Origin of the sequence: Variovorax sp. V213, from assembly GCF_041154455.1 — a bacterium.
Taxonomy (GTDB): Bacteria; Pseudomonadota; Gammaproteobacteria; order Burkholderiales; family Burkholderiaceae_C; genus Variovorax.
In genome coordinates this window covers 2928638-2955387 of sequence record NZ_AP028664.1, presented here as the reverse complement: position 1 = coordinate 2955387, position 26750 = coordinate 2928638, and the positions used below count along the sequence as shown (strand labels likewise).

General features: G+C 62.6%; 25 protein-coding genes. 4 read left to right on the top strand and 21 right to left on the bottom strand.

What is annotated here, in order from left to right; genetic code table 11:
- The first annotated feature begins 105 nt into the window (after positions 1-105).
- Positions 106-321 (top strand): hypothetical protein, encoded by a 216-nt coding sequence (locus tag ACAM55_RS14110; RefSeq protein WP_369652164.1) that lies wholly within the window; start codon positions 106-108, stop codon positions 319-321.
- 415 nt (positions 322-736) lie between these two features.
- Here the strand turns inward: ACAM55_RS14110 and ACAM55_RS14105 are convergent, their stop codons facing one another.
- From ACAM55_RS14105 to ACAM55_RS14045, 13 genes are all read right to left on the bottom strand, one after another.
- The gene (locus ACAM55_RS14105; RefSeq protein WP_369652163.1) at positions 737-1819 is read right to left on the bottom strand and encodes a phosphotransferase; all 1083 of its coding nucleotides are present in this window, start codon (positions 1817-1819) and stop codon (positions 737-739) included.
- Positions 1820-1890: 71 nt separating this feature from the next.
- The gene (locus tag ACAM55_RS14100; protein WP_369652162.1) at positions 1891-2592 is read right to left on the bottom strand and encodes an SDR family oxidoreductase; all 702 of its coding nucleotides are present in this window, start codon (positions 2590-2592) and stop codon (positions 1891-1893) included.
- A gap of 346 nt (positions 2593-2938) precedes the next feature.
- Positions 2939-3688 (bottom strand): SDR family NAD(P)-dependent oxidoreductase, encoded by a 750-nt coding sequence (locus ACAM55_RS14095; RefSeq protein ID WP_369652161.1) that lies wholly within the window; start codon positions 3686-3688, stop codon positions 2939-2941.
- A 291-nt stretch (positions 3689-3979) separates the two neighbouring features.
- Positions 3980-5407 carry an NAD(P)(+) transhydrogenase (Re/Si-specific) subunit beta gene (locus ACAM55_RS14090; protein WP_369652160.1) on the bottom strand — a complete coding sequence of 476 codons (1428 nt, stop codon included), beginning with the start codon at positions 5405-5407 and terminating at the stop codon, positions 3980-3982.
- Positions 5404-5736: an NAD(P) transhydrogenase subunit alpha gene (locus tag ACAM55_RS14085; protein ID WP_369652159.1), complete on the bottom strand. Its 333-nt coding sequence runs from the start codon at positions 5734-5736 to the stop codon at positions 5404-5406. Before ACAM55_RS14085 ends, ACAM55_RS14090 begins: the two co-directional genes overlap by 4 nt.
- Before the next feature lie 24 nt (positions 5737-5760).
- The gene (locus ACAM55_RS14080; RefSeq protein WP_369656397.1) at positions 5761-6864 is read right to left on the bottom strand and encodes a Re/Si-specific NAD(P)(+) transhydrogenase subunit alpha; all 1104 of its coding nucleotides are present in this window, start codon (positions 6862-6864) and stop codon (positions 5761-5763) included.
- Positions 6865-6893: 29 nt separating this feature from the next.
- Entirely contained in the window at positions 6894-8531 is a 1638-nt protein-coding gene (locus tag ACAM55_RS14075) for an AMP-binding protein (RefSeq protein WP_369652158.1), read from the bottom strand.
- 12 nt (positions 8532-8543) lie between these two features.
- The gene (locus tag ACAM55_RS14070; RefSeq protein WP_369652157.1) at positions 8544-9590 is read right to left on the bottom strand and encodes an NADP-dependent oxidoreductase; all 1047 of its coding nucleotides are present in this window, start codon (positions 9588-9590) and stop codon (positions 8544-8546) included.
- 25 nt (positions 9591-9615) lie between these two features.
- The gene (locus tag ACAM55_RS14065; protein WP_369652156.1) at positions 9616-10194 is read right to left on the bottom strand and encodes an NADPH-dependent FMN reductase; all 579 of its coding nucleotides are present in this window, start codon (positions 10192-10194) and stop codon (positions 9616-9618) included.
- Complete coding sequence (locus tag ACAM55_RS14060) at positions 10191-11123, bottom strand: NAD(P)H-dependent flavin oxidoreductase (RefSeq protein ID WP_369652155.1); 933 nt, start codon at positions 11121-11123, stop codon at positions 10191-10193. Before ACAM55_RS14060 ends, ACAM55_RS14065 begins: the two co-directional genes overlap by 4 nt.
- Before the next feature lie 14 nt (positions 11124-11137).
- Complete coding sequence (locus tag ACAM55_RS14055; protein WP_369652154.1) at positions 11138-12376, bottom strand: acyl-CoA dehydrogenase family protein; 1239 nt, start codon at positions 12374-12376, stop codon at positions 11138-11140.
- Positions 12377-13168, bottom strand: coding sequence for an SDR family oxidoreductase (locus ACAM55_RS14050; RefSeq protein ID WP_369652153.1), 792 nt, complete (start codon positions 13166-13168; stop codon positions 12377-12379).
- 71 nt (positions 13169-13239) lie between these two features.
- On the bottom strand, positions 13240-14511 hold the full coding sequence (locus ACAM55_RS14045; protein WP_369652152.1) for a branched-chain amino acid ABC transporter substrate-binding protein: 1272 nt from the start codon (positions 14509-14511) through the stop codon (positions 13240-13242).
- A gap of 536 nt (positions 14512-15047) precedes the next feature.
- Here ACAM55_RS14045 and ACAM55_RS14040 point away from each other — a divergent pair.
- Positions 15048-15692 (top strand): TetR/AcrR family transcriptional regulator, encoded by a 645-nt coding sequence (locus ACAM55_RS14040; RefSeq protein ID WP_369652151.1) that lies wholly within the window; start codon positions 15048-15050, stop codon positions 15690-15692.
- Positions 15693-15920: 228 nt separating this feature from the next.
- Here the strand turns inward: ACAM55_RS14040 and ACAM55_RS14035 are convergent, their stop codons facing one another.
- From ACAM55_RS14035 to mdlC, 8 genes are read right to left on the bottom strand one after another with little or no spacing between them, the layout of a single operon-like run.
- Positions 15921-16997 (bottom strand): maleylacetate reductase, encoded by a 1077-nt coding sequence (locus ACAM55_RS14035; protein WP_369652150.1) that lies wholly within the window; start codon positions 16995-16997, stop codon positions 15921-15923.
- A complete protein-coding gene (locus tag ACAM55_RS14030) occupies positions 16994-17338 on the bottom strand; it encodes a Dabb family protein (RefSeq protein WP_369652149.1) in 345 nt (114 codons plus the stop codon). The genes ACAM55_RS14035 and ACAM55_RS14030 overlap by 4 nt, the downstream gene beginning before the upstream one ends.
- 36 nt (positions 17339-17374) lie before the next feature.
- Entirely contained in the window at positions 17375-18223 is an 849-nt protein-coding gene (locus ACAM55_RS14025; RefSeq protein ID WP_369652148.1) for an intradiol ring-cleavage dioxygenase, read from the bottom strand.
- Between the two features lie 12 nt (positions 18224-18235).
- Positions 18236-19198 (bottom strand): Bug family tripartite tricarboxylate transporter substrate binding protein, encoded by a 963-nt coding sequence (locus ACAM55_RS14020; protein WP_369652147.1) that lies wholly within the window; start codon positions 19196-19198, stop codon positions 18236-18238.
- Positions 19195-20922: an FAD-dependent oxidoreductase gene (locus ACAM55_RS14015; RefSeq protein WP_369652146.1), complete on the bottom strand. Its 1728-nt coding sequence runs from the start codon at positions 20920-20922 to the stop codon at positions 19195-19197. Before ACAM55_RS14015 ends, ACAM55_RS14020 begins: the two co-directional genes overlap by 4 nt.
- Positions 20923-20945: 23 nt before the next feature.
- Positions 20946-21911 carry a Bug family tripartite tricarboxylate transporter substrate binding protein gene (locus ACAM55_RS14010; protein ID WP_369652145.1) on the bottom strand — a complete coding sequence of 322 codons (966 nt, stop codon included), beginning with the start codon at positions 21909-21911 and terminating at the stop codon, positions 20946-20948.
- A gap of 20 nt (positions 21912-21931) precedes the next feature.
- The gene (locus ACAM55_RS14005; RefSeq protein WP_369652144.1) at positions 21932-23383 is read right to left on the bottom strand and encodes an aldehyde dehydrogenase; all 1452 of its coding nucleotides are present in this window, start codon (positions 23381-23383) and stop codon (positions 21932-21934) included.
- 39 nt (positions 23384-23422) lie between these two features.
- Positions 23423-25051 carry a benzoylformate decarboxylase gene (mdlC, locus tag ACAM55_RS14000; RefSeq protein ID WP_369652143.1) on the bottom strand — a complete coding sequence of 543 codons (1629 nt, stop codon included), beginning with the start codon at positions 25049-25051 and terminating at the stop codon, positions 23423-23425.
- Between the two features lie 84 nt (positions 25052-25135).
- Between mdlC and ACAM55_RS13995 the strand changes: the two genes are divergently transcribed.
- Together ACAM55_RS13995 and ACAM55_RS13990 are read left to right on the top strand one after the other, a co-directional pair.
- Positions 25136-26050 (top strand): LysR family transcriptional regulator, encoded by a 915-nt coding sequence (locus ACAM55_RS13995; protein ID WP_369652142.1) that lies wholly within the window; start codon positions 25136-25138, stop codon positions 26048-26050.
- A 174-nt stretch (positions 26051-26224) separates the two neighbouring features.
- Positions 26225-26749: an MOSC domain-containing protein gene (locus ACAM55_RS13990; protein ID WP_369652141.1), complete on the top strand. Its 525-nt coding sequence runs from the start codon at positions 26225-26227 to the stop codon at positions 26747-26749.
- The last annotated feature ends 1 nt before the right edge of the window (position 26750 follow it).

Genomic DNA, 26750 nt, shown 5'->3' with positions numbered 1-26750 from the left:
CTACTCCGGCTGTGGCCGTGTCTGGTCAAGCAGCGAATGTGCAAGGTTGGTTGGCAGTAAGGGGGCGACCTTGCCGACAAGATTCATTACGTGTCGCGAGTTGATATGACCAAAACTGAAGTGCTTGCCACAGCCTTTGAGATGGCGCGCGAAGGCCGCGGATTCTCGCCTCCAGCTGCACTCGAATTCATCACGGAGTTGATCCGCAGAGAGGATGTAGAGAGCGATTTTCGCGACGGCAATGTAGATCAGCTGCTTCGGCTGGGTGCATGCATCTTGGCCTTGCGGCATAGTATTTTCATGCCGACGCCAAGTCTTTGAGCTCGGCGGCGCAGGCGGAGCACGTCGACACCCCACGGGCCGAACAGGGATAGTTGTTCGCTCTCGCTCGATAAGGCGTTCTCGGAAGCGCTGTGTGCATGGCCAAGGTTATGACCAAAGCTGGCCTCTTCAACGGCAGCCCACAGCCCGGCTGACCCTCGTCGCGAGTCAAGATGGGATGGCTGACTGCTTACCTCCCGGATGCATATCTTCTGGCGCACGTGTCGTCCCGCATATTGTCGAAAGCGGACATGAGCAAAGCGAGTCTCCGTCGATGGATGCAGGCAGGCTTTGCGCTAGCTCTATCCGGGGTGCCTTGCCGACCCGCTGCCTCGTGGATCGCGTCTGTATCGGCTGCATTGCTTCTTCATGCGTCGATGACCCGAGGGCGTCGCTGAAGTGGACGAACGCTCATTCAAGCGCGTTGCGCGAGTGCCCAACCCATCTGTGCAAGCGGCCGCGCACCGGCGCTTGCTTGCTTTGCCTGTGCGCTCGACGCCGTTCCCGTCTCCACACGTTTGGCAATTCCTTGCAGAATGCCGGCGAGCCGGAACATGTTGTAGGCGAGGTAGAAGTTCCAATCGGCCATCACTGCGTCGGGGTCGGCGCGGCCGGTCCGCTCGCAGTAGCGGCGCACATAGCTCTTTTCGTCGGGTATGCCGAGAGCGGCGAGGTCGAGCCCGCAGATGCCAAGGGTTGTCGGGCTCGGCTGGATGTGCCACGACATGCAGTGGTAGCTCAAGTCGGCCAGCGGATGGCCGATCGTCGAGAGCTCCCAGTCGAGCACTGCGATCGCCCGTGGCTTGGTGGCGTGGAACATCAGATTGTCGAGCCTGTAGTCGCCGTGCACGACAGACACCTGGCTCTCGTCGCGCGCGCTGGCCGGTATGTGGGCAGGGAGCCAGTCCATCAACCGATCCATTTCTGGGATCGGCTGCGTGATCGAAGCCTGATACTGCTTCGTCCAGCGACCGATCTGGCGCTCGATATAGTTGCCAGGCTTACCGTAGTTCTCGAGGCCCGCTGCCTTGACGTCGACGTTGTGCAGCGCGGCGATCACGCGGTTCATCTCGTCGTAGATTCGACTCCGCCGTGTGTCGTCGGCAGCAGGGATCGATTGGTCCCACATCACGCGGCCGGACATGTACTCCATCACGTAGAAGGCGCAGCCGATCACGGATTCATCTTCGCACAGCAGGTACATGTCCGGGACCGGCACGTCGGTTGCGCGCAGCGCCCGCATCACGGTGAATTCACGATCAATCGCATGCGCCGAGGTCAGCAGCTTCGCTGCCGGGCCGGGCTTGCAGCGCATCACGTAAGAGCGCTCCGGCGTGTTGAGCTTGTAGGTCGGGTTCGATTGCCCGCCCTTGAACTGCTCGACCGTGACTGGCCCCTGAAAGCCGTCGACCCGCGGCTCGAGATAAGCCAGCAGCGCGGCCACGTCGAACGCATGAGACCCGGCGAGAGGCCTGGTGCCGGTTTGAGCTTCTGTCATGTCTATGACCTCGTGTTTGCCGTTCAATCAGGTAGGTGCGGGGTAGTGGTTTGCCGGAAGGCGGTTCAGCCTTAGGTCGTCCGAAGGTAGACGCCCGGCTCGGCCGACAAGCCAAGCTTGACCTGCCGGGTGATCTCGTCGGCCAGCACCTCCTCGGCCCCGGCTTCGAGGGCGTCGAGGCTGCAGCGCACCACTTCTTCCGGGCTGGACTTCGGCTGATCGTTGCCGCGCGCCATGTCGGTGTCAACGAATCCCATGTGCAATCCCAGTACCTGGGTGCCTTGGGCCCGCAACTCGTGGCGCAGACTGTTGGTCAGTGACCAGGCGGCCGATTTGGTGGCGGCATAGGTCGCGAGACGGGGTGCTGTGATCCAGCTCGCGAGCGACAGGACGTTCAAGATCGCGCCGCCGCCGTGGCTGGCGAGCACCGGCGCGAAGGCGAGCGCCATGCGCAGCGGCCCAAAAAAATTGGTCTCGAACTGGTCGCGGGCGGCCTCGACGCTGTCCTCGGCAATGAATGCCCCGAGCGTCGCGATACCGGCGTTGTTGATCAGCAGCGTGACGTCGCCGCAATGGCGTGCCGCTGCGGCAATCTCATCGGGTCGGGTGACGTCGAGGCGAATCGGTTCGACGCCGGCCAACGTGACGTTGGCCGGGTCGCGCGCTCCAGCGTAAACCTTGCGCGCGCCGCGGGCCAGAGCGGCGCGGGCAAATGCGAGACCGATGCCGCGGTTGGCGCCGGTGACGAGGACAGTGGCGTTTTCGAGTTTCATGGTCGGGTCCTTGCAGGAAGTTGAAGAGGCTGCGGTGCAGCGGTAGAGCGCGACATGGATACGCTATTCGTCATATTTCGCGGTCGAAGGAGGGGGGGAGGCTGCGCGCAAGGTCCTCCGGCCACGAGGTTCAGGCCGATCCGATGGGCGACAACGGTTGCTCCGCAACCGACCAATAGCGTGGCCCCGGGGAAAGTCGGTTGCCTGGCCCACATGATCGAAGTGGTAGTGAGCGGTCTCGATCGCTCCGCCGCGCTCGGCCGCTACGACCGAAAATGCAGTCTGGCCAAGCACGGGCGCTGCAGCCAATGCCTGCGCACTGAGCAGGTTCAACAGCTTCATCGTCCTAGATCTGCGCAATGCCGCCGTCGACGAATAGCTCGATGCCGGTGACGAAGCTCGATGCGTCCGAGGCCAGGAAGACCGCGACCTTGCCGATTTCATCAGGCTCCCCGACCCGGCCCATTGGGATCTGACCGGCAAAACCATCAAGCAATCCCTGCTGGTGCTCGACTGGCACCAGGCCTACCAGCCCAGGCGTCTTAGTCGGTCCGGGACTGAGGACATTGATGCGAATGTTGCGACCTTTGAGGTCCAGAATCCAGCTACGAGCGAAGTTCCGGATTGCCGCCTTAGTGGCGCTGTAGACGCTGAATGCAGGTACGCCATGTATCGAGCTGGTCGAACCAACCAGGATGACCGCCGCGCTATCCGCCAACAGGGGAAGTGCCTTCTGAACCGTGAACAGCACCCCTTTCACATTGGTGCTAAACGTCTTGTCAAACAGCTCTTCCGTTATCGCGCCAAGTGGGGCCATGCTGCCGCCTCCCGCGTTGGCGACCAAAACGTCGATGCGTCCATGGCGTTGCTTGACGGTATCGAAGAGGGTGTCGAGATCCTGCAAGCTGGAGGCGTCGGCGCGCACGCCGGAGGCTTGATCCCCAATGTCGGCGACTGCGACGTCAAGTTCTTTCTGGCGCCGACCAGTGATTACGACGCTTGCGCCTTCGGCTGCAAACCGTTTGGCAATGGCGAAACCGATGCCGGTGCTTGCGCCAGTCACGACGGCGATCTTGCCTTGAAGGGAGAGGGGCATTTTGTGGGCCTTTGTAAATGGTCCGGCACGGGATGCGCTGGACGGGATGGATGAAGCGCGATGTCAGGCACTGCAGCCGCTATCGGACGAAGCCCCAACCATGGTGACCCGACCGCGCGATGCATTCATCTCGCGTACCGTGGGGTCAGTAGCGCACTGGCCTTTCACCTGCAAGATGTTGGCAAGAGGGATCCAATCCGCGGTCGTCCAAGCATTGACCTGGCCACAGTGACGGACACACCGCATCTGAGTCACCGTCGCACTGTGTTGATGCGTTCATCTGCAAAGGATTTACTCGATGGCCTTGCCCATGTCCTCGACGACCTTCTTGGCGTCGCCGAACACCATCATGGTCTTGTCCATGTAGAAGAGTTCGTTGTCCAGGCCGGCATAACCCGCCGCCATGGAGCGCTTGTTCACGATCACCGTCTTGGCCTTGTAGGCCTCCAGAATGGGCATGCCGTAGATCGGGCTGCCCTTGGTGTGCGCGGCCGGGTTCACCACGTCGTTGGCGCCCAGGATGATCGCCACGTCGGCCTGGCCGAACTCGCCGTTGATGTCTTCCATCTCGAACACCTGGTCATAGGGCACCTCGGCTTCGGCCAGCAGCACGTTCATGTGGCCCGGCATGCGGCCCGCCACCGGGTGGATCGCGTACTTGACGGTGATGCCCTTGTCGGTGAGCTTCTGCGCGAGTTCCTTCACCGCGTGCTGTGCGCGTGCCACGGCCAGGCCGTAGCCCGGCACGATCACCACCGTCTCGGCATTGCCGAGCACGAAGGCCGCGTCGTCGGCGCTGCCGCTCTTGACCGGGCGCTGCTCCTTCGCGCCGCTGGCCGCGCTGACCGCCTCGCCGCCGAAGCCACCCAGGATCACGTTGAAGAACGAGCGGTTCATGGCCTTGCACATGATGTAGCTCAGGATCGCACCCGAAGAGCCCACCAGCGAACCGGCCACGATCAGCATCGCGTTGTTCAGGCTGAAGCCGATGCCCGCGGCCGCCCAGCCCGAGTAGCTGTTGAGCATCGACACCACCACCGGCATGTCGGCGCCGCCGATCGGGATGATGATGAGCACACCCATCACGAAGGCCAGTGCCAGCATCGCGAAGAAGGCCGGCCAGCTTTCGGTGAACATGAACACCAGCCCGAGCCCGATCATGGCCAGGCCGAGCACGAGGTTCAGCATGTGCTGGCCCGCGAACTGCACCGGCGCACCCTGGAACAGCCGGAACTTGTAGGTGCCCGAGAGCTTGCCGAAGGCGATGACCGAGCCGCTGAAGGTGATGGCGCCGATGGCCGCCCCCAGGAACAGTTCGAGCCGGTTGCCGGTCGGAATGGCCGCGCCCTTGGCGATGCCTTCGAGCATGGCCGCGGGCTCGACCACGGCAGCGACCGCGATGAACACCGCCGCCAGGCCGATCATGCTGTGGAAGAAGGCCACCAGCTCGGGCATCTTGGTCATCTCGACCGTCTTGGCGCGGTAGGCGCCGTAGCCGCCACCGGCCACCAGCCCCAGCAGCACCCAGGCCAGGCCCATGAGGTGGCCGCCGGCCATGTTGTAGATCAGCGCACCGGTGGTGAGCACCGCGATGGCCATGCCGGCCATGCCGAAGACGTTGCCGCGGATCGAGGTGGTGGGATGGGAGAGGCCCTTGAGGGCCTGGATGAAGCAGACGCTGGCAACCAGGTAGAGCAGCGTGACGAGGTTCATGCTCATTGGGAGGCTCCCGCTTCGGCCTTCGGCGCCGCCGCCTTCTTGTCCTTCTTCTTGAACATCTCGAGCATGCGCCGCGTGACGAGGAAGCCGCCGAAGATGTTCACTGCGGCGAGCGCCACCGCGAGCACGCCCATGGTCTTGCCCAGCGTGGTTTCGGTGAGCGCGGCCGCCAGCATGGCGCCCACGATCACGATGGCCGAGATGGCGTTGGTCACGGCCATCAGCGGCGTGTGCAGCGCGGGCGTGACGGTCCACACCACGTGGTAGCCCACGTAGATGGCCAGCACGAAGATGATGAGGTTGATGACGGTATGGGAAACGGGATCCATGATTTCTTCTCCTCGCGTGACCGCTTATTTCTTCGTGACCTGGCCGTCTTGCGTGACGCGGCAGGCGGCGACGATGTCGTCTTCGAGGTCGATCTTGAGCGAACCTTCCTTCGTGACGATGAGCTTGAGGAAGTCGAGCACGTTGCGCGCATAGAGCGCCGAGGCATCGGCCGCCACGAGCGCCGCGAGATTGGTTTCGCCGACGATGGTCACGCCGTGCTTCACCACCGTCCTGTCGGCTTCCGACAACGGGCAGTTGCCGCCCACGCCGTCCGGGCCCTTGCCGGCGGCGATGTCGACGATGACCGACCCGGGCTTCATGGCCTTGACCATGTCCTCGGTGATGAGCGTCGGCGCGGCGCGGCCGGGAATGAGCGCGGTACTGATGACGATGTCGGCGAGCGCCACGCGCTTGGCGACCTCGACCTGCTGGCGCGCGAGCCAGCTCGCGGGCATCGGCTTGGCATAGCCGCCAACGCCGACCGCGGCTTCCTTCTCTTCGTCGGTGTCGTAGGACACCTCGATGAACTTGCCGCCGAGCGATTCGATCTGTTCCTTGACGCTCGGACGAACGTCGGAGGCTTCGATGACGGCACCCAGGCGCTTGGCGGTGGCAATCGCCTGCAGGCCCGCCACGCCGACGCCGAGGATGACGACGCGCGCGGCCTTCACGGTGCCGGCAGCCGTCATGAGCATCGGGAAGAAGCGCTGGTACTTGTCGGCCGCGATCATCACGGCCTTGTAGCCGGCGATGTTGGCCTGCGACGAGAGGACGTCCATGCTCTGGGCGCGGGTGGTGCGCGGGGCGGCTTCGAGCGCGAAGGCCGTGAGGCCGGCGTTGGCCAGGCGCTGCAGCCCCGCGGCATCGAACGGGTTGAGCATGCCGATGACCACGGTGCCGGGCTTCATGAGCGCGGCTTCGGCATCGGTGGGCGTGCGCACCTTGAGCACCATGTCGGCCGCGAACGCGGCGTTCATGTTGACGATCTCGGCACCGGCGGCCTGGTAGGCGGCATCGGTAACGCTGGCTGCGACGCCAGCACCCGACTGCACGCGAACCGCGTGCCCCGTGGCGACAAGTTTTTTTACCGTCTCGGGCGTTACGGCCACACGGGTTTCGCCGGCCATCGTCTCGGCAGGCACGCCTATCTTTAACGTCACAGCGCGGCACCCAGTGAGGCGCGCAGCAACTTCCCAACGGCTGACCGGGGGAGCTTTGACCGAAATTCGATGATCTTCGGGCGCTTGTACGCAGTCAGGTTTGCCTTCATGTGTTGTCTTATCGACTCTTCAGTGAGCGCGTCACTGCGAGGTACCACAACCAACTTCACGGCTTCCCCCGTGAGCTCATCGGGAACGCCGACCGCCGCGCACTCGAGCACCTGGTCCATCTCAATGGCCACAGCTTCAATTTCGCTGGGATAAACGTTGAAACCGCTCACGAGCATCATTTCTTTCTCTCGGCCAGAAATGCACAGATAGCCGTGTTCATCGATGCAGCCCAGATCCCCTGTTAGGAAAAAGCCGTCCTTCGTCATGAATCGGGCAGTTTCTGCGTCGCGCTGCCAGTAGCCTTTGAACAGCTGCGGGCCTCGGACTGCAATTTGTCCAATCTCCCCCAGCGGCAGGGCCTGGAATTTCTCGTCAACGATCAGTACTTCCGTCGAAGGTGCTGGCGGCCCGACGGTTCCTTGGCGGATATCGCCGTGAGGCGGGTTGCAACTGACCGTTCCGGATGTCTCGGAAAGTCCGTATCCCTCGCTGATGGCACAACCCGTTCTTTCGAGCCACCGGGCGGCGATGGGACGCTGCGTGGCCATTCCGCCAGCTGTTGTCACCTTGAGATGTCGCCAATCGACTGTGTCGAACTCGGGGTCATTCATCAAGTTACTAAACAGCGTGTTGATGCCGGGCAGCATGTGAAAGGGCGCTTCACGCAATTTCGCCAGCATCTTTGCCGAATCACGAGGGTCGGTAATCAGGAGCATGGTTCCCCCGAGCTTGATGCTCGCCAGAAGTGTTATGAAGGAAACGATGTGATACAGCGGCAATGCACATGCGAACACGGGGACTGGTATGTCCGCCAATGCAGGCTGGAACCAGGCGGAGTTCTGAGCAGTGTTGGCCAGCAGACCTTCATGTGAGAGCATGGCTCCCTTGGAAACTCCCGTGGTCCCGCCGGTGTATTGCAGAACCACGGTGTCATTCTTGTCCAGCCTAGGCGTTGAGTAGGTCGACGACATCCCAAGCGAGAGCGCTTGAGGCATATCGATGACTGATTTGCCGCCGGCACCGTCTGCGCGAAGGCTTTCTCGTGCGGGTTTCAAGGCAACGCGCAGATTGCACAGAATCAAATGGTCAATCTTCGTCTGGGGGAGACCGTCCTTCACTGCATCGAACTGACTCTCGAGCAATATGGCCGCCTCAGCTTGAGCGTCCGAGACTTGCAGCAGGAACTCCCGAGCGGTGTAGGCGGGATTGACGTTGACCAATACCATCCCCGCTCGAATCACACCGATTGCCGTTATCACGTACTGAGGTGAGTTGGGAAGAGCGACAGCTACTTTTGCCCCCGCCTCGAGTCCCAGCGTCTGCAGATACGCTGCGATTCCCAGGCTCAATGAATCCAGAGTTGAATAGCTGAGCTCGCTGCTTTCGTGGCGAATGGCGATGCGATCGCTGAACTGATAAAACAATGCACTGAAGAAGTCGGCAAGGGTCTGGTACTCCTTCAAGGGCTCGATGGTGTGAGGAACATGAGGCGGATACCATTCCAGCCATGGGCGGTTGTTCATGAGTTGCCCCCGCTACTTCGCAGTTGCAGGAAGGCCAGCGGTTGCCGGGAGCTTGATGAGCATTTTCCCGGTGTTTCCACCCTCAAACATGCGCTGGAGGGCAGTGGGGAAGGTATCGATACCCTCGAGCACATCTTCGTAAGACTTGATCCAGCCGGCGGCCAGCCAACCTCGCAATGCATGCAATGCCTCGGGATAACGCTTTTCATAATCGAAAATGACGAATCCTTCCATCGTGGCTCTGTTCATTAGCAGAGACATGTAGTTTTTGGGCCCGCTGCCACGGGCCACGTTGTTGTATTGCGAGACAGCCCCACAAACCACGATACGCGCACCACGGCGAATGCGACCGAGAGCCAGATCGAGTACTTCGCCGCCGACGTTGTCGAAGTAGACGTCGACACCTTCCGGGCATGCTTTTGACAACTGAGCGCGTGCGTCAGGCTGTTTGTAGTCAACGGCAGCATCAAACCCCAGGTTGTTGACAAGGTGAGCGCATTTCTCTGCCCCGCCCGCAATACCGACGACGCGACATCCCTTGATCTTGGCGATCTGGCCGACCACCGAACCCACGGCCCCTGCGGCGCCAGACACCAGGACCGTGTCGCCGAATTTGAGTTTGCCTATTTCGAGAAGACCGAAGTACGCCGTGAAACCCGGAGTGCCAAGGGCGCCCATGTAAGCCGTTGCCGGCACACTTGAAATATCGATCTTCGTGAGATCGTTGGCATCCATGGTCGCGAACTCTTGGACACCGAAAGCACCTAGCACCGCGTCGCCGACACTGAATCTCGCATCCTCGGACTGCAGGACCAGACCTGCCCCGGCGGCCCGCATGACATCACCGATAGCGATGGCCTCCATGTAGGACTTGCCTTCATTCATCCACGACCGCATGGCGGGGTCCACGGAAATAAAGGTGACCGCGACAAGCACCTTTCCCTTCTCTGGCGCCTTGATTGCCGTTCTTACCTGCTGCCAGTCGCTTTCTTTGGGCAACCCACTGGGACGCTGCCTGAGAACGAACTGCTTGTTGGAAAGGTGCGAAAAGTTGGACATGGGATATCTCCAGAGTTCGGATTGTTTAAAGTTGTCGATTGGTCGAAAGATTCGCGAATTCAACAACCTGGCTTGCCATCAGTTGAATTTGCTGTACCACGGAAATCGATTGGCAGATGCCCTCGGAATCGAGTGGAGCTTCAGCGATGTTGATGGCGACGCCCATCGGGGTAGGCCATCCTCTGAGCGCATGCACGATCTCCCTCAAGGACGCCATCGTTCCAACCGCCGCCTGCCATCCACCAGCTACGGCCATGCACCCGACCGCTCGTTCGCTGAAATAGGGGCGCTTGTCGCTTCTGGTTTCCTCAGCATAGTCAAGCGCGTTCTTCATGAACCCGGACACGGTGCCGTGATATCCAGGCGAAGCGATGATGATTCCGTCGGCCCTGCGCAGTTCTTTAACAAGCTGCTGTGCGGCAACGTCTGCCGCGGCGCTCGGTTCATAGAGCGGCAAACGAAGCGAACTGGCACCGAGGAAGCTTGTGGTTGCCCCTACCTTTTCAGCGGCGCTGAGCGCAAGCTGCAGATAGCGCTCGGCACTTGAACCGGGTCTTGTCCCACCCCCGATGCCGAGGATTCGTGGCGAGGAGTTAGTCATCATGCGGCCTCGAAATGCTGCAGTCGAGATCCGCTTTCAACGGCGGACCAGTACTCGCGGGTTAGTCGGTCCATCAAAGCGGCCGTTGGCTCAATCGCATTGAGCGATCCCACACCATGGCCCGCTGACCACACCTTCGTCCAACGCTCAATGTCTCCGTTGCGCACCGGCTCTGCGGACTCGAGTTCGTCAGCATTGATGCCGACTGCGGCCAGACTTTTGCGCAGCCAATACGCAGGCACTCCGGAAACGGCTCTGGTCAAGATCAGATCGTCGATGTCCGAATCGAGCAGCATTTGACGGTATGCGTCGCTGGCCATCGACTCCGGGCAGGCGATAAATGCCGTACCCATCGAGGCAAGGTCGGCGCCCAACGTTTCCGCAGCTCGAATGCCCGATCCATTGATGATTCCCCCACCCAAGACTATCGTCCCGCCGAAAAACTCTCGAATGGCGGGGACCATTGCAAAGGCGCTCATCATCCCGGTGTGTCCCCCCGCGCCCGCAGCGACCAGGACAAGCCCGTCGACTCCGAGCGATACGGCTTTTCGGGCATGTTGAACAGAGTTCACATCGGCAAACACCCGTCCGCCATACGAATGCACGCATTCGATGACCTCTTTCGGACTTCCGAGGGCCGTAATAATCAGTGGTGGCCGATAGCGCGCCACTACCTCAAGGTCTTGGTTGAGCCGCTGATAGCTTTTATGTACCAGCAGGTTCACGCCCCACGGCGCATCGGCCGGTCCCAGCTGAGTTGAGATCCGACGGAACCACTCATCCAAGATTTCAACAGTCCTGGCATTCGCCGCCGGGACGGTCCCAATGGCACCTTTGCGGCATGCAGCCACTACCAGCTCGACGGTAGACACCAGAAACATCGGTGCGATCAGGAGCGGCAATTTCAGCCGTCTAAGCCAGTCTTCAGGCATTGTCATTGGCGTCCTCAAAGCATTGCGGAGTTCGTCGGGAGGCCGAGATACAGCCGGCCCGTGAGTTCGTACGTGGACTCGCTGACCATCATGTGTTGGGACGCAGTCAAGACATCGCGCAGGCAGCGCTGTAGTGGAGAGTCGTCAAAGATCGCGCTGCCGCCCGCACAGGAATACACCCGGGTGACGACTTTGACCGCCTCTTCGCTTGCGTGGGTCGTCGCCAGCCGAAGGTCTCGGCGTAGTGCTACAGAAATCTCCCCCGCGTCGGTGGACGCCGACCATGCCCGGTCAACTGCATCAATCAAGAAAGCCCGAGCAGAGCGAAGCTGGGCTTCCGCCCTTGCGACATGCTGCTGAGTTGAGGCGCGCTCTGCCAGAAGACGGGCGCTGCCTTGGGGCGTCTTTTTTGTTGCGAGCTCTATCAGGCTATCGATAGCCAGACGTGCAATGCCGAGCGCTACCGCCGCAATGCCGACACCCAGAATGCAAAACACCGGAAACTTGAACAACGCACCTGGGATCGGCACGTCGGTAAGGATGGATGCAGACAGCCCGGCAGGGACGAATGCATTTTTTACGCTGTATTCATTGCTCCCTGTTCCGCGCAAACCGAGCGTGTGCCACGTGTCGGCTATCGATACTTGCTCCGCCCGAAAAACCATGGAACGATTTTCAAGTGTTCCGTCCGTCAACTTTTCCGGTTTTCCGTCCTCGCCCAAAATCACGCACCCGCCGGTGATGAAATCGGCGTTGTACGAGGCGGAGCCCCACATCCAGCTCCCATTCACCAGGAAGCCGGATACCCCGTCGACTACCGTGCGGACCGCAGTCCCGCGCGGCGCGAATACGCCGGCCATTTTGATGTTTGGATTTTCGAATAGTAATTTTGCTTCGGGATTTGGAAGATAGCCCCCGATGATGGTCGATGTGTTCGAGATAAACGTGCACCATGCCGCCGCAGCATTGGCTTGCGCCAGCTTTTCTACGACGGCCACGAATGTATGCACATCCGCCTCGAGACCGCCGAGTGCACGTGGAACGAACATCCGATAGAGGCCGGCCTGAGCCAGTCTTTCGGCAAGTTCGTTTGACAGATGTCGTTCTTTTTCTACAGTGTCGTTTGCCGCCTGCAAGATGGGGGTCAATTCTTGGCATGCGTAGAGCAGTTCATCACGCTGCGTCAACTCTGATGGTTCGTAACCAAACGTCATAGGTATCTTTCGTTCATTGGCGAATAGAGATTTCTTCATTCACGCGCCGATCACCGCACTGGTGCCGCCATCGATGACAATGGCGTGACCAGTCATGTGTTTTCCGGCTGCAGAAGCCAGCAAAAGAGCGGCGCCTTTGAGGTCGTCTGGATCGCCCAGTCGACCAAGAGGCGTGGTGCTGATGATTCTTTCCTCACCGAACGCCGCAATCACCCCATCGGCCATCTTGCTTGGGAACAACCCGGGAGAGATCGCATTGACATTGATGCCATGCTTGCCCCATTCGGCGGCAAGTGCACGGGTGAACGTGATGACGGCTCCTTTGCTGGTGTTGTAGGCGACGCATTCCATTGGCGCAGGATTTCCGCCAAGCCCAGCAATTGAGGCGATGTTGATGATGCGCCCCCGCTTGCGCGGGATCATGCTTCCTACGGCAGCCTGCTGGCTGAAAAGAAAAAGACTTCTGATATTCAGGTTCATGACGCGGTCCCATGCCTGAAGCGTGTGGGTCTCAGCCGAGGCACCCCAGGAAGTCCCCGCGTTGTTGACCAAGATGTCCAGATGACCGAGCGTGTCGAAAGTCCTGCTGCAAACGCGTTGAACTTCGGACGGGTCGCTGGAGTCGGCCGCGATCCAGGAAGCTTCGATGCCAAGCTTTCGCAGATGGGCAGCTGCAGCCTCGAGTTCGGCCTCCTTTCTGGCTGTCAGCATGAGCCGCGCACCGGCACTGCCGAGCGCTTCGGCAATTTGAAGCCCAATGCCTCGTGACCCGCCCGTAATGAGAGCGGTGGAACCTTCAAGATCAAAAAGCGTGTTCGAATAGTGATTCATGGTTTGGCGCTAGTGCTCCAAGTGGAGTAGTTTGGGGTAAAATTTTTTGGCTTGGCGGTGCCAAGCGTCGCTCAGGGGCGGGACATTCGACAGGTTGAAGGCCTTGAAACTTCTTCGGCGGTGAACTCGCGCACGGGAGCGAATGTCTTGCCCGTGCCTTCGGCGCTGTAGGGAACTTGAGCGCTGACGCTCGTCCAGACGGTTACAAACAACGGCTGCTGGAGTTGGTGGTCCGATTTTCTCATTTCGACCACGCCATTGAAGCCCTTGAATTTGGCTCCTTCCATTTGCTCTGCCACGCGAATCACTTCCGCAGATTGGGCCTGCTGGATGGATTTGCTTAACAGCTCGAAGACGAGCGCAACACCATGCGTGTAGAAATCCTCGTTGAACCGTTTCTGGAATTCTTTCATCCAGACGTTCATTTGTCCGCCCATGTTGTAGTGGCTATAGGCCACCTGGAACACGCGATTGTCATCAACTTGGCGCAGTGCTGTTGGAGTACCTGCGACGACGGCGTAGTAGGTGTAAAAAGTCCCCTTCCAGCCACTTTCTTCTGCGGCCTTGATAAGCAGCGAAAGGTCTGTGCCCCAGCTACCTGTAATGATCGTGTCCGCTCCGGATGCGCGAATTTTTGTCATATAAGGTGAGAAATCACGTATCTGCGCAAGCGGATGGCGATCATCACCAACAATTTCGATATCAGGCCGCTTCTCTCGTAATCGGGTCTTCGCGGCCTCTGCGATTTGTATGCCGGAGGAGTAATTCTGGTTGATCAGGTAAACTTTTTTGGCCTTGGGCTGGTCTTTAATGAAGCTTGTCAACGCCTCCATTTTCATTGCGGTGTCGGCCTCAAAGCGGAAGTGCCAATAGCTGCAGTTGGCGCCAGTCAGTTCCGGATCGGTCGCGGCGTGATTCAGGTAAAGGACTTCTTTTTCTGGATTGCGTTGATTGTGCTTTTCGATTGCGTTGATAAGCGCCAGCGCCGGCGCAGAACCAGTGCCTTGCGCAATGAATCGAATACCCTGATCAATTGCACTCTTAAGCGCTCCAAGGGTTTCGGTGGGGCTTAATTTGTTATCGAAGCCGACGATTTCGAATTTCACGCCCGCTGGATTGGAGGCGCTGAATTGTTCCGCCAAGTACTGATAGGACTTCAGCAGGCTTGTGCCTACGGAACCCATCAGCCCCGACAAGGGTTCAATCACTGCGATCTTCACCACTTGGCCCTTCAGCACCGGCTTCTGGTTTTGCGCGAGTGCTTGTCCCGAAAGACCCAACCCAGCCACTGCCCAGGTCGCGATGCGGGCAAAGTGCCTCCGCGTGAAGGTTGTTGGTGTCATCTGGAAAGTACTCCAAGTGGATAAGTTTCGGTCCGGCTAATCTAGCTGCCGAGGAGGCGGGCGGAACTAGTACTTACCCGAGAACAGTCGCGCAGGTGATCAAGGCAGGGCTCCACGTGATCCACAACGCGATGCCCTGATGCAGCCTTCGAGCTCAAAAGCTCTGGCCGAGGATGCGAATCTCGAAGTTTCAGTAGCCGGCATCGAGGTGGCTCGAGGGCCGACGCGACGGCCTAGTGCGCTAGGTGCGGAGGGCCGTGGCCTCTGCAGCGCGCAAGACTCATGAGAGCCGTGCGTACTCTCCATCTCATCGTGCAGCGTTGAACTTATGGTGCTGTGTGGCTCGCGAGGCGGAACTGCACGCTCTCATCGTGACGGCGAGGGCTTCATCGCGCCTGACCTCTACCGCATCCGAAAACGTGGGCGAGAAGCTCGAGTACATGCCAGACTGGTCCGCGGTTCTACCACTTGAGGCCCGATGATCGAACGTCCTCTTCTGCTAAGCTGAGGATCCAGACGACTTTTAAGAGCCTTTCGTGAGCGCCTTTGCTGAACCCGATTTGCCACTGAGCGCGCGTGGAAGTCAGCGTCACAAAGACTTGATCGCAGCGGCGCTTCGCGTACTGGTTCGCGACGGCCATCATGCTGTAACTTTGCGAGCGGTTTCAGTCGAAGCCAATGCAAGTCATGGGGCGATCAACTATTACTTCGGCTCCCGAAGCGCCCTGATGTGCGCACTCGCCGAAGATGTTTGCCGTCGAATTGCAAACAACATTACCCTCGTCACACCGAAACTTGGGAAGTGCGCGGACGACGCTGATAGGTTCGCCACCGTCCTTGCGGAACACAACATCAAGTACATGGTCAATGATCATGCGATGGGCATGGCGATCACCGAACTTACGCTCGCGGGATCGCGCGACTTAGAGTTAGGTAGCGTACTGGTGAAATGGGGAAAGATACATGCCCGTCTGATGCGGGACAGCTTTCTGAAACTTGGGTCCAGTGATCCAGATCTGGACTATGCGTTTGTGTTGAATTGTGTTAACGGCCTTATCATGGCGCAGCTCGCAATACCGCGCCGCGATTTCGAAGCACGTATCCTGCAGCCCTCATTGCTTCGGCTTGTTCGCGCCATCGCGAATGAAAATTCGGCTGATCGCTCCAGCGAAATTTCTTAATTTGCGAGATCGTCAGCTGCCAATAAAGTAGTTACCTTGCAAAGGCATGCACCCTCTTGGGTGCGGCTCTTCGGTGCCGCTTTGTCGGATTCTCCTAACTTCCCGCCGCCACGGAAGAAAAAAACAGTCAAGTCTCCGATGGTGCCCTGCTCCGGTTAATTGAGACCGTTTTCCTCAACGTCGTGGCCGGTGTGGCGAGTCAATTGACCTCAGCCACAGATAGTCGGCTTACTCAGGCCGGGTGCCCTCGAAGGCCCTTTGCAGGAGTTCCCTGATTCCGCGTCGCTGAGCTACGCCGACCTCTCGTGGGTTCCAGTAGGGGTTGTTCACCACGAGATCCGCAGCGCGGTCGAGGTCGGCCTCTTTCATGCCGAGGTCCCGCAGCGCCACCGGCGCTCCGTTGTCTCGTGCCAGATCGAAAAGACCGGCCGCGGCACTGCGCGGCTCTGCCGACCCGAGTGCGCGCTCGATGCGGGACATGGCCTCAGGCACTGCCGGCGCGTTGAAGGCGATGGCCTGAGGCAGCACCACCGTGTGCACATCGGCATGGGGCAGGTTGAAGCTGCCGCCCAGGGTGTGGCACAGCTTGTGGTGCAGCGCCATGCCCACGGTGCCAAGGACCGTACCACACAGCCACGCACCGTACAGCGCGTCCGCGCGCGCATCGACATCGTCGCTGCGCTGGCGGATGGCCGGCAACGACTTGGCGAGGGCGCGAATGCCTTCCTCGGCCATCAGGCTCATCACGGGATTGCCCTCGCGCGCATACAGACCTTCGGCCGCGTGTGCAATTGCATTCATGCCGCTCGTCACGCTCAAGGAAACCGGCAGCGTCAGCGTCAACTCCGGGTCGTAGATCACGGTACGAGGCAGCACGCGTGCGTCCTTGCCGGTCTTCTTCAAGCCGCCCTCGGTGATGCCGTAGATCGGCGTCATCTCGCTGCCCGCATAGGTCGTGGGGATGGCAAGGATCGGCAGGCCGGATTCCAGCGCAATGGCCTTGCCCAGGCCGGTGGTCGAGCCGCCACCAATGGCGATGGCGCAGTCCGCGCCCAGGCGCCGCGCCTCGTCGCGGGCCTCGCGTGCCGTCTCGATGGGTACATGCATGGCGGCGCGCGCAAATATGCCCACGGCGCGACTGCCGAGACACTCGGCGACCATCTGCGCCTGCCGCTGCTGCTCGGGCGTGCACAGCACCAGCGCACGGCGCGCCCCGAGAAGCTCGATCTCTCGTTCCAGATGCGCCAAGCTCCCGGCACCGAACACCACCCGCGATGGCCGGCCGTTATAGACGAAATCCTTCATGCGATCCCCGCCGTGTCGTGCTCAGCCCAGGCCTGGCCGGGCCGGAATTCGTAGTCCACCTGATGCCGGGCGATGCGGACGCCGGCGAGTTCGTCGCGCACCCGCAGATGTTCCGGATGCACCGCATAGGCGGCTAATGCTTCCCAGGATTCGAACTCGCTGTACAACACGACGTCGCAGGCATAGTCGACCTTGCTGACATCCACGCCGATCTCCAGATGAAGCAGTCCGGGAATGCAGCCGCGCAGGCCATGGAAGCCGCTTTGAATGCGATCCATGTTTCGCTGCTTTTCTTCGGCCGTGTCGCCGCTCAGGTCCCACATGACGATGTGCCGGATCATTGCGTGTCCTTTGCAGTTGCTGAAAAAGGCGAGATGTCAGGCATCCGCAGTGTCCTGCTTGGCGGGGTTCAGCACGAAGTCGTACTCAACCACGTAAGTGCCATCCGGCTGCTGCTTCCAATCGGCAATCAGTGACTGGCGCACGCCGAACACGGCGTCCGAATCCAGGTAGCGATCGTCGCTGCGGAACACGTGCGTGATCAGCTTCTCGTAGCCATCGGCCTCGATCAGGAAGTGCAGGTGCGCGGGACGCCACGGATGCCGGCCGGTGGCCTTCAGGAGATCGCCCACCGGGCCATCGTGCGGAATGGCGTAGGGAACGGCCAGGATCGAACGGAAGTGGTAGCGGCCCTCGCTGTCGGCGTGCACGATGCCGCGCGCCTGCGCATGGTCGATCTCCGGATGCTGCACGTCGTACAGGCCGTCCTCGTCCGATTGCCACACGTCCATGCGGGCATTGGCGACCGACTCGCCGTCCATGCCGCGCACGGTGCCGCGCACCAGGCACGGGATGCCGCGCGCACCGTTGGAGATGTCGGCGCCGAGTTCGTAGTGGGGCGCCCCCTCCACATGGAACGGGCCGAAGACAGTTGCCTCGGTGCAGCCGGCAGGCTTGTCGTTGTTCTGGGCCACCGTCAGCATCGACAGGCCCAGCACGTCCGACAGCAGGATGAACTCCTGGCGCTTGTCGTCGGTGATATGGCCGCAGCGGGTCAGGAACTCGATGCCCTTGAACCACTCTTCTTCGGTCAGCTCCACCTCGCGTGCAAAGGCATGCAGGTGCTGCACGAGACTGTCCATGATGCGCTTGAGCCGCGGGTCCGCCGCCTGCGCCTGCCGCGCAAGCACGGCGTCGGTGATGGTGTGATGGTCCAGATTGCGCATGACGGCTTTCCTTCAGTCCAGTTGCAGTTGGGTCCGCTGCGCGACCGTACCCCACTTGGCGAAGTCCTCCTGGCTGCGCCGTTGAGCCTCCGGCGTGCTGTAGCCCTCGACACGCAGGTCCATCTCCGCCAGCCGTGCTTTCACGGCCGGAGCCTCGAGCGCGGCACGCACGTCGCGCTGGATCTTCTCGACCGTGGCAGCCGGCAGGCTGGAGGGTGCCATCAGGGTCTCGAAGAAGGTGGCATCGAACCCCGGATGTCCGCTCTGCGCGATTGTCGGAATTTCGGTGAGCAGGCCCGATCGTTCCTTGCCGGAGACGGCGATCGCGCGCAGCCGCCCGCTCTGGACATGCGGCAGGACGACGGAGGAGACGATGAAGCCGCAGTCCACATGGCCGCCCATCACGTCCTGCGCGGCCGGGCCGGGCCCTTTGTAGGGCACATGGGTGAGCCTGGTTCCGGTGGTGGCCAGCAGCATCTCCATGGCCATGTGGCTGGGTGAGCCCGCGCCGCCCGACGCATACAGCCGGGTGGGAGGCAGCTGGACAAACTTTGCGAGCGACGAGACCTCGGCGGCTGGATTGCACACCAGCAACTGGTTGAAGCTCGCGAAGTAGGTGACCGGCTTGAGCGAAGCCCTCGGATCGAAGCCCAGCTTTTTGTACAGATGCGGATTGATGGTGAGGATCGTGTCGGGCCCGACGAGCAGGGTGTGGCCGTCCTTGGCTTGCGCGACTTCCCCGGCGGCCAGGTTGCCTCCGGCACCTGTCTTGTTCTCGATGACGACTGGCTGGTTCCAGGCGGCCTGCAGTGCGGGCTGTATCAACCTCGCGATCACGTCGCCCGGGGTGCCCGGCGGAAATGCGGCCACCAGGCGGACCGGCTTGGTGGGCCAAGCCTGCGCGAAGGCCGAAGGCGCGATCGCCAAGGCCATCACAAAGGCGGCGAGACGAAGAAGCGGGATGCGGGCTTTCATGCCGGGTCTCCTCCCGTCGCACCGACGGAGATTGTTGAAGGGATTGAAGTGACGCGAGACAGCACATTTGCCGCATCGTCTGAGACTGCACCGCGCCATGCCACGATCTGGTCCGGGCGGATCAGTGCAAGCGGCGCTTCATAGAGTTCGCGCAGAGACGGCTGCGCCAGCCGCACGACGCGCAGGTCCACTTCCAGATCCCGCGCTGCGGCTTCGAAGGCCTGGGTATCGGGGGAATCGGGCCCCAAGGCCAGCAATGTCCACTCGGCGTGGAAGAGGTCGAACAGCGAGCGCCCGTCGTCGAGCCACGCGTGTGGCGGCCGGCCGCCCGGACTGGCGGTGGGTGTGTAGGCATTCGGTTCGTCCGGCGGCAGCACGGCCCCATCGCCGACGATGATCGGCGAGCCGTCGTACCGGCCGCCGAAGGTCACGCCCGGAATATTGAATTCGAGCCGGGCATGCGCATCGAAGCGCAGGCCCGCGAGCTTGCGCTCGGCTTCGCCCCGCACGGAGGTTTCTTCCAGTTCGGGCTTTGCCGCGAAGAGCCCCACCGAGTCGGCGAACTTGCGCGCGTAGCCGGTGTTGCGCTCGGCCAATGGCTTGCGCTCGGCCTCGTAGCTGTCGAGCAGCGCCAGCGGTGCCTGGCCGCGGATCACGCTCGCGAGCTTCCAGCCCAGGTTGACCGCGTCTTCGACGGCCGTGTTGTAGCCCAGTCCGCCGGTGGGCGTGAACAGGTGGGCTGCATCCCCCGCGATGAAGACCCGGCCCTGCTGGAAGCGCTGAGCCACCAGCGCATGTCCGGCGAGCCAGGTGCCCATGGAGAGAATCTCGATCGGCACCTCGGCGCCCAGCGCCTCGGCGAAGACACGGCGTGCATCGGCCTCGGTCCAGCCGTCGGCATCCTCGCCGGGGCGCAGCGCCGCATGGAATGCGTACTCGGACACGCCATCCACCGAAGCCATGAAGGCACGCCTTTGGTGGTTGACGGCCACGTACATCCAGGCCTTGGGCGATTGCAGCGCATCCAGGAACCGCGGCGCGCGCAGGTAGATGGCAAACATCTTGCCGCCCATGAACTCGCGCTGGATGCCGCTCACGCCGCCCCACTCGATGCCCAGCTGTTGCCGGACCAGACTGCGTGCGCCGTCGGCACCGATCAGGAACTTCGCGGCCACGTCCTGCGCCGGACCTCCTTCGCTCGGTCGCACCGTGGCGCTCACCGATCCACCCTCGTCGCTGAACCTTTCCAGCCGCCAGCCATAGCGCACATCGGCGGAAGGCCAGGCCTGCGCATGGCGGCGCAGCGCCTGTTCGACGAATTTCTGCGACACGCGATGCGGCAGCTCGGCGGCGCTCCAGGACCCCGTCATCGTCTTGACCTTCACCGCAGCCTCGGCCGCGGTGGGCAGGCTGATGCGCGCCAGTTCATGGCCGGCGAAGCGCGTGAAGTACGCAATGTCCGTCGGATGGTCGGCGGGCAGGCCCAGCGCGCGGATCTCGTGCGCGAAGCCGAGCCGGCGGAAATGCTCCATCGTGCGGGCCTGTGTCGCATTGGCCTGCGGGTTGAAGGCCGTGCCTGGCTTGGCGTCGACCAGCAGGCAGCGGATGCCGCGGCGACCGAGTTCGTTGGCGAGCATCAGGCCGCAAGGGCCACCGCCGGCGATCAGCACGTCCGTGGCGATGAGGGGAGGGTGGCCGGCTGCAGGCCGGGGCGTGGCGGTCATCGGCTGTCTTTCTTCTTCATGCATCAATCGGCGCGAATGCCGCGCTCCCGGATCACGGCGCCCAAACGCTTGAAGTCGGCCGCGCCCTTGTCGCCAAAGGCTGCAGGCGTGAGCGGCTCCGGCACGTTGCCGAGGGTTTCGATGGTTGTCCTGACAGCTGGCAGTGCGAGCGCGCGGTTGACCTCGGCATTGATCCGCTGGATCACGGCTGGCCGCGTGCCGGCCGGCGCGTAGAGGCCGAACACCGCATCGGCGTCGAAACCCTTGAGGCCGAGTTCATCGAGCGTAGGCACCTCGGGCATCTGGGGTGCGCGCTTGAGGCTTGCCACCGCGAGCATGCGCAGCTTGCCGGTCTTGACGTGCTGGATGCTGATTCCGGGATCGAACAGGAAGTCGATCTGGCCGCCCAGCAGGTCCGTCAGCGCGGGCGCCGCGCCGCGGTAGGGCACGTGGATGGCCGTGGTGCCCGTCTGGCCGGTCATCATCTCCGCCGCGAGGTGAGGCGAGCTCCCGTTGCCGGGCGATCCGAACGAACGCTTGCCGGGGTTCGCCTTGAGGTCGGCGACCAGGCCCTTGAAGTCCTTGACCGGGCTGTCGGCACGAACCACCAGGTAGAACGGCACGCGTGCGACAGATGCAACCGGCACGAGATCCTTCGCGGGGTCGAACGACATCTTCGCGTAGATGTGCGGATTGATCGACACCATGCCGCCGGAGCTCATCAGGAAGGTATAGCCGTCGGGTGACGACTTGGCGACGAACTCGCCGCCGAGGTTGCCGCCCGCGCCGCCCTTGTTCTCCACGAGCACGGGTTGCCCGAGTGCTTCGTGCAGCGGGGCGCCGATCACGCGGGCCAGTTGGTCGGCCGCGCCGCCTGGCGCGAAGTTGGCGACGATCTTGATGGGCTGCCGGGGCCACTCCTGGGCCTGGGCGATGCCGCACGGGCCGAGGCCGAGCACCAGCGCCGCGGTTGCGAGCAGGGATTTCATGGGCTGTCTCCTGCTTTTCATCAGAACGGATAGTGGCGCTCGGTGGTCTGCACCGTGAGCCACCGCAGTTCGGTGAAGGCATCGATCCCGGCCTTGCCGCCGAAGCGGCCGTAGCCCGAGTCCTTCACGCCGCCGAAGGGCATCTGTGCCTCGTCGTGCACGGTCGGGCCGTTCACGTGGCAGATGCCGGAGTCGATGCGGTTGGCCACGTCCCAGGCACGGGCGATGTCGCGCCCGAACACCGCCGCGGACAGACCGTAGGGGTTGTCGTTGGCCACGCGCACCGCTTCGTCGACGCCGTCGACGCGCACCACCGGCTTCACGGGACCGAAGCTCTCTTCATGGTAGATGCGCATCTGCGGCGTGACGTGGTCGAGCAGCGTCGCGGGCATCAGCGTGCTGTCGGCCTTGCCGCCGCACACGAGTTTGGCACCCTTGGCAAGCGCGTCGTCGATCAGAGCGTTGCAGCGCTCGACGGTGCTCGCATCGACGACCGAACCCAGCACCACCGGCCCCTTGCGCGGATCGCCCAGCGGCAGCTGCACGGCCTTGGCGGCGAGCTTTGCGACGAAGGCCTCCGCGATCTTGCGGTCCACGATGATGCGCTCGGTGCTCATGCAGATCTGGCCGCTGTTGGCGAAGGCACCGAAGGTCGCGCCGTTGACCGCGGCGTCGAGGTCGGCATCGTCCAGCACGACCAGCGGTGCCTTGCCGCCCAACTCGAGCACCGCCGGCTTCAGGTACTTCGCACAAGTCTGCGCGATCAGCCTGCCGACGCGGGTGGAGCCGGTGAAGTTCACGCGGCGCAACGCTGGATGGGCAATGATCGCCTCGACCACCTCGGCCGCATCCGCCGGCGCATTGGTCACGAAGTTGACGACGCCCGGCGGGAAGCCGGCATCCTTGAATGCTTCGACGATCAGCCCGTGCGTGGCCGGGCTGAGTTCCGAGCCCTTGAACACCACCGTGTTGCCGCAGGCCAGCGGCGTGGCGATCGCTCGCACGCCGAGGATCACCGGTGCATTCCAAGGCGCAATGCCGAGCACCACGCCGGCCGGGCGGCGCAGGCCCAAGGCCAGGCTACCGGGCACGTCGGAGGGGATGACCTCACCGCTGATCTGGGTCGTCATGCCGGCTGCTTCCTGCAGCATGCCGGCGGCCAGGTGCACGTTGAACCCGGCCCATGGGGCGCCGGCGCCCGTCTCGGATGCCATGGCATCCGTCAGGGCCTGGGCCTTGGCTTCGATGGCCTCTGCGGCCTTCAGCAGCAGCGCCCTGCGTGCGCCCGGCCCGGTGCGGGCCCAGGCCGGAAACGCGGCCGCGGCGGCTTCGACCGCTGCCACGGCGTCGGCCTTCGTAGCGGCCGGCGCGATGGTCGCCACCGTGCCGTCGAGCGGATTGCGACGCTCGAAGGTGGCACCGTCCGCAGCCTGGCGGTCCTCGCCATTGATCAACATCGATATCGTGCCCATCGTCTTGTCTCCTTGTAGATTTGGAAAAGCGGAAAACCGTCAGGCCACTTCGATCTCGACCAGCATCGGTGCGGTCGATTGCAGGGCCTGGTGCAATGCGGGACGCAGTTGCTCCGCGGTGTCGACGCGCAGCCCCTTCATGCCTTGCGCGCCGGCCAGCGCGACAAAATCGAGATCGGGCAGGTCGGTGCCCGGCACATGCTCGTCAGGCCGGTAGCCGAAGATGCGCGCGAACTCGTACAACGCGGCATAGCGGCGGTTCTTCAGGATCAGCACCGTGACCGGCAGCGCCAGCTGCGCTGCACTCCACAGCGCCTGGATGGCATACATTGCCGAGCCATCGCCCACCAATGCAATGACCCGTGCGCCCGGCTTGCCCAGCGCCACACCCACTGCGGCCGGAAGGCCGAAACCCAGGCCGCCGCTGCACATGGTGTAGAAGGTTTCCGACTCGAAGACCGGCAGGTGGCCGTGCATCACGGGCCGTGCGCTGGGTGCTTCCTCGACCAGGATGCTGTCGCGCGCACGCACGTCGGCCAGCGTCTGCAGGACCCACGCCACCGGCAGGCGTTCGCCGGGCCCGGGCTCTGCAACACGCGGTGGCCGCACATGGACAGGTGGTGCCGGACGATCGCGCGGCATGCTGCACTCGAGCAGATCGAGCAAGCCCAGGCGGATGCTGCCGACCACGGAGCTTCCCGTCGGCGCCCAGGCCGCGACCTGGGGATCGTCCGTCAGCTGCACCAGCTCGCATCCTTCGGGCAGGTGCGGTCCTTGGCCCGGCACATGGTAGGTGAACGCCGGCGCACCAAGCGCAAATACGAGGTCGTGGCCGGCGAGCCGCTCGACGATGCGCTCGCGCATCGGCGGCAGGAAGCCTCGCCACAGCGGGTGGTCTTCCGGAAAGCTGCATCGGCCCGACATGGGCGCGACGTACACGCGGGCGTTGTGCCGCTCGGCCAATTCAACTGCTTCTTTCCAGGCCTCGTCGCGGTCGACGGCGGCACCGACCACGAACGCCGGGGAGCGGGCGCCATCAAGGGCTGCGGCAATGCGCGCGAGAAGGTCGGGGTCCGCGCGCACGTGGCGGCTGACCTCGCGTGCATCGACCGGCAATGTCTGCACGTCCCAGTCGTCCGATGGGATCGAGACCAGCACGGGACCGCGCGGCGGCGTCATCGCGATGTAGTAGGCCCGCGCGATCGCCAGCGGCACGTCCTCGGCCCGCGCCGGCTCGACGCTCCACTTCACGTAGGGCCTCGGCAACTCGGGCGCCTGCGTGGAGCCGAGGAAGGGCTCGAAGGGCAGGATCGAGCGCGCCTGCTGGCCGGCCGTGATCACCAGCGGCGTGCGGTTGCGAAAGGCCGTGAAGATATTGCCCATCGCATGGCCGACGCCTGCCGCGGAATGCAGGTTGATGAATGCCGCGTTGTGCGTGGCCTGCGCGTAGCCGTCCGCCATGCCCACGACCACCGACTCCTGCAGCCCGAGCACGTAGCGGAAGTCTTCCGGAAAGTCGATGAACATCGGCAGTTCCGTCGAGCCGGGGTTGCCGAACACGCGGGTCATGCCGAATGCGCGCAGCAGCCTGAAGACCGCATTCCGCACGGTCAGGGTGCTGCCGGCCGGGAAGGGCGCTTGCGCGGGAAGTTCGACATGTCGATCCATGAATGCTCCTAGATGAGGTCCGCAGTTTTGCGCTTCATCTGGTATTCATCAATGCAATGAAATGTCTAGAGCAGAATAAGTTGTATGCATACTGAAAAGCTGGACATGAACCTGCTGCGGCTGTTCGAGGCGGTGTACCGCCTCGGCAGCGTGAGCCGCGCCGCCGATGCATTGGGGCTGTCGCAGCCGGCGGCCAGCCAAGGCCTGACGCGGCTGCGGCTCGCCTTGGGCGATGCGCTGTTCGTGCGTGCCAACGGGCGCATGCGTCCGACACTGCGCGCCGAGCGGCTCGCAAGCGTCGTGCAGCCGGCCGTGGCCGCCATCGAGGATGTGCTGCGGGACGAAGACACCTTCGATCCCTCGCGCTCGCGGATGACCGTTCGGCTGCACCTGAACGACATCGGCGAGGCTCGGCTGCTGCCGGAACTGATGGAAGCCTTGCACCGCCAGGCACCCGGCATTCGGGTGCATACGACTCCGCTGCCGCACGGGGAGATCACCGATGCCCTTGAAACCGGGGCGATTCATTTCGCGCTCGGGTTTCTGCCCTCGGTCAGCGGCACGGAGCGCGTCGACCTGCTGCGCGATCGCTACGCGGTGGTGGTGCGGGCGGGGCATCCGATGGCCAGGGCTTCGAAGGCCGCGGATGTGCGCATGACGATCCAGGACCTGCGGCGCCTGGAGTTCGTGGCCGTGCGCTCGCACTCGGAGACCTTCCGAATCCTGCAGCAACTCGGCCTCGACGGCAGGCTGGTGCTCAACTCGGCGCACTTCCTGGCGCTGCCGGCGATCATCGCGCGCACCGATTTTGCCGTCGTGATGCCGCAGGCGATCGCGCGCAGGTTCATCGAGCCGAAGCGCTATGCGGTGCTTCCGGCGGAGCTTCCCCGCAGCGCCTTCACCGTGTCGCTGCACTGGAGCCGCCGCTTCGAATCGGATCCCGCGCACCACTGGATGCGCAATCTCTTCATCGGGCTTTTCAAGGACCAGGGACGCTGATGGTGGAACGATTCCGCCTGCCTTGAGGGCTGTGCCGCATCGGTATGAACAGCGAACTCGCTCTTCCAGCGGGATCTCACAAATTCCGGCACGTGTCTCATTGGACACAAAGTGTCCTACAATGGCATTCCTTCATCAGATCGGCTGGATCGCCGTTATCAAGGAGCGTGGCACATGCTTACCGCAGCAACTCACCAGCAGCAGTTCGGCGACCGGGAAACCGTTCCCGCCTGGACGGGCGTCGTTCGACACCTGCACATCACGCCTCGCGCTTTCCTGCCCATGGAATCGTTCGACGAGTTGACGCTCGTGCCCGGCAAGGGCATCGAGGGAGACCGGTACATGATCGGCCGCGAGTCGGGCTTCTACTCCCACAAGCCGGAGGAGGGGCGACAGATCACGCTGTTCGAGATCGAGACGCTGGAAGCCCTGGCGCGCGATGCAAAGATCCAGATGCTGCCTGAGGAGCACCGAAGAAACGTGACCGTGCAGGGCGTGCCGCTCAATCATCTGGTCGGCCGCCAGCTCTGGGTGGGCGAAACGCTTCTCGAAGCCACCCGGCTGTCCACGCCGTGCCGCCACATCGAGGAGATCCTGGGCAAGGCCGTGTTCGATCCATTGATCAACAGGTCGGGCCTCAACTGCCGGATTCTGAAAGGCGGCGTCATCCGCGTGGGCGACGCTGTCCGCGGGGCGTGAC

Excerpts from the sequence above, each read along its gene's own strand:
- ACAM55_RS14075 (WP_369652158.1), bottom strand. The coding sequence starts at position 8,531 with ATGAACAACCGCCCATGGCTGGAATGGTATCCGCCTCATGTTCCTCAC.
- ACAM55_RS14035 (WP_369652150.1), bottom strand. The coding sequence starts at position 16,997 with ATGAAGGATTTCGTCTATAACGGCCGGCCATCGCGGGTGGTGTTCGGT.
- ACAM55_RS14010 (WP_369652145.1), bottom strand. The coding sequence starts at position 21,911 with ATGAAATCCCTGCTCGCAACCGCGGCGCTGGTGCTCGGCCTCGGCCCG.
- ACAM55_RS13995 (WP_369652142.1), top strand. The coding sequence starts at position 25,136 with ATGCATACTGAAAAGCTGGACATGAACCTGCTGCGGCTGTTCGAGGCG.
- ACAM55_RS14045 (WP_369652152.1), bottom strand. The coding sequence starts at position 14,511 with ATGACACCAACAACCTTCACGCGGAGGCACTTTGCCCGCATCGCGACC.
- ACAM55_RS14065 (WP_369652156.1), bottom strand. The coding sequence starts at position 10,194 with ATGATGACTAACTCCTCGCCACGAATCCTCGGCATCGGGGGTGGGACA.
- ACAM55_RS14090 (WP_369652160.1), bottom strand. The coding sequence starts at position 5,407 with ATGAGCATGAACCTCGTCACGCTGCTCTACCTGGTTGCCAGCGTCTGC.
- ACAM55_RS14015 (WP_369652146.1), bottom strand. The coding sequence starts at position 20,922 with ATGACCGCCACGCCCCGGCCTGCAGCCGGCCACCCTCCCCTCATCGCC.
- ACAM55_RS14110 (WP_369652164.1), top strand. The coding sequence starts at position 106 with ATGACCAAAACTGAAGTGCTTGCCACAGCCTTTGAGATGGCGCGCGAA.
- ACAM55_RS14085 (WP_369652159.1), bottom strand. The coding sequence starts at position 5,736 with ATGGATCCCGTTTCCCATACCGTCATCAACCTCATCATCTTCGTGCTG.
- ACAM55_RS14005 (WP_369652144.1), bottom strand. The coding sequence starts at position 23,383 with ATGGGCACGATATCGATGTTGATCAATGGCGAGGACCGCCAGGCTGCG.
- ACAM55_RS14100 (WP_369652162.1), bottom strand. The coding sequence starts at position 2,592 with ATGAAACTCGAAAACGCCACTGTCCTCGTCACCGGCGCCAACCGCGGC.
- ACAM55_RS14080 (WP_369656397.1), bottom strand. The coding sequence starts at position 6,864 with ATGGCCGGCGAAACCCGTGTGGCCGTAACGCCCGAGACGGTAAAAAAA.
- ACAM55_RS14070 (WP_369652157.1), bottom strand. The coding sequence starts at position 9,590 with ATGTCCAACTTTTCGCACCTTTCCAACAAGCAGTTCGTTCTCAGGCAG.
- ACAM55_RS14055 (WP_369652154.1), bottom strand. The coding sequence starts at position 12,376 with ATGAAGAAATCTCTATTCGCCAATGAACGAAAGATACCTATGACGTTT.
- ACAM55_RS14050 (WP_369652153.1), bottom strand. The coding sequence starts at position 13,168 with ATGAATCACTATTCGAACACGCTTTTTGATCTTGAAGGTTCCACCGCT.
- mdlC (WP_369652143.1), bottom strand. The coding sequence starts at position 25,051 with ATGGATCGACATGTCGAACTTCCCGCGCAAGCGCCCTTCCCGGCCGGC.
- ACAM55_RS14060 (WP_369652155.1), bottom strand. The coding sequence starts at position 11,123 with ATGCCTGAAGACTGGCTTAGACGGCTGAAATTGCCGCTCCTGATCGCA.
- ACAM55_RS14095 (WP_369652161.1), bottom strand. The coding sequence starts at position 3,688 with ATGCCCCTCTCCCTTCAAGGCAAGATCGCCGTCGTGACTGGCGCAAGC.
- ACAM55_RS13990 (WP_369652141.1), top strand. The coding sequence starts at position 26,225 with ATGCTTACCGCAGCAACTCACCAGCAGCAGTTCGGCGACCGGGAAACC.
- ACAM55_RS14020 (WP_369652147.1), bottom strand. The coding sequence starts at position 19,198 with ATGAAAGCCCGCATCCCGCTTCTTCGTCTCGCCGCCTTTGTGATGGCC.
- ACAM55_RS14030 (WP_369652149.1), bottom strand. The coding sequence starts at position 17,338 with ATGATCCGGCACATCGTCATGTGGGACCTGAGCGGCGACACGGCCGAA.
- ACAM55_RS14025 (WP_369652148.1), bottom strand. The coding sequence starts at position 18,223 with ATGCGCAATCTGGACCATCACACCATCACCGACGCCGTGCTTGCGCGG.
- ACAM55_RS14105 (WP_369652163.1), bottom strand. The coding sequence starts at position 1,819 with ATGACAGAAGCTCAAACCGGCACCAGGCCTCTCGCCGGGTCTCATGCG.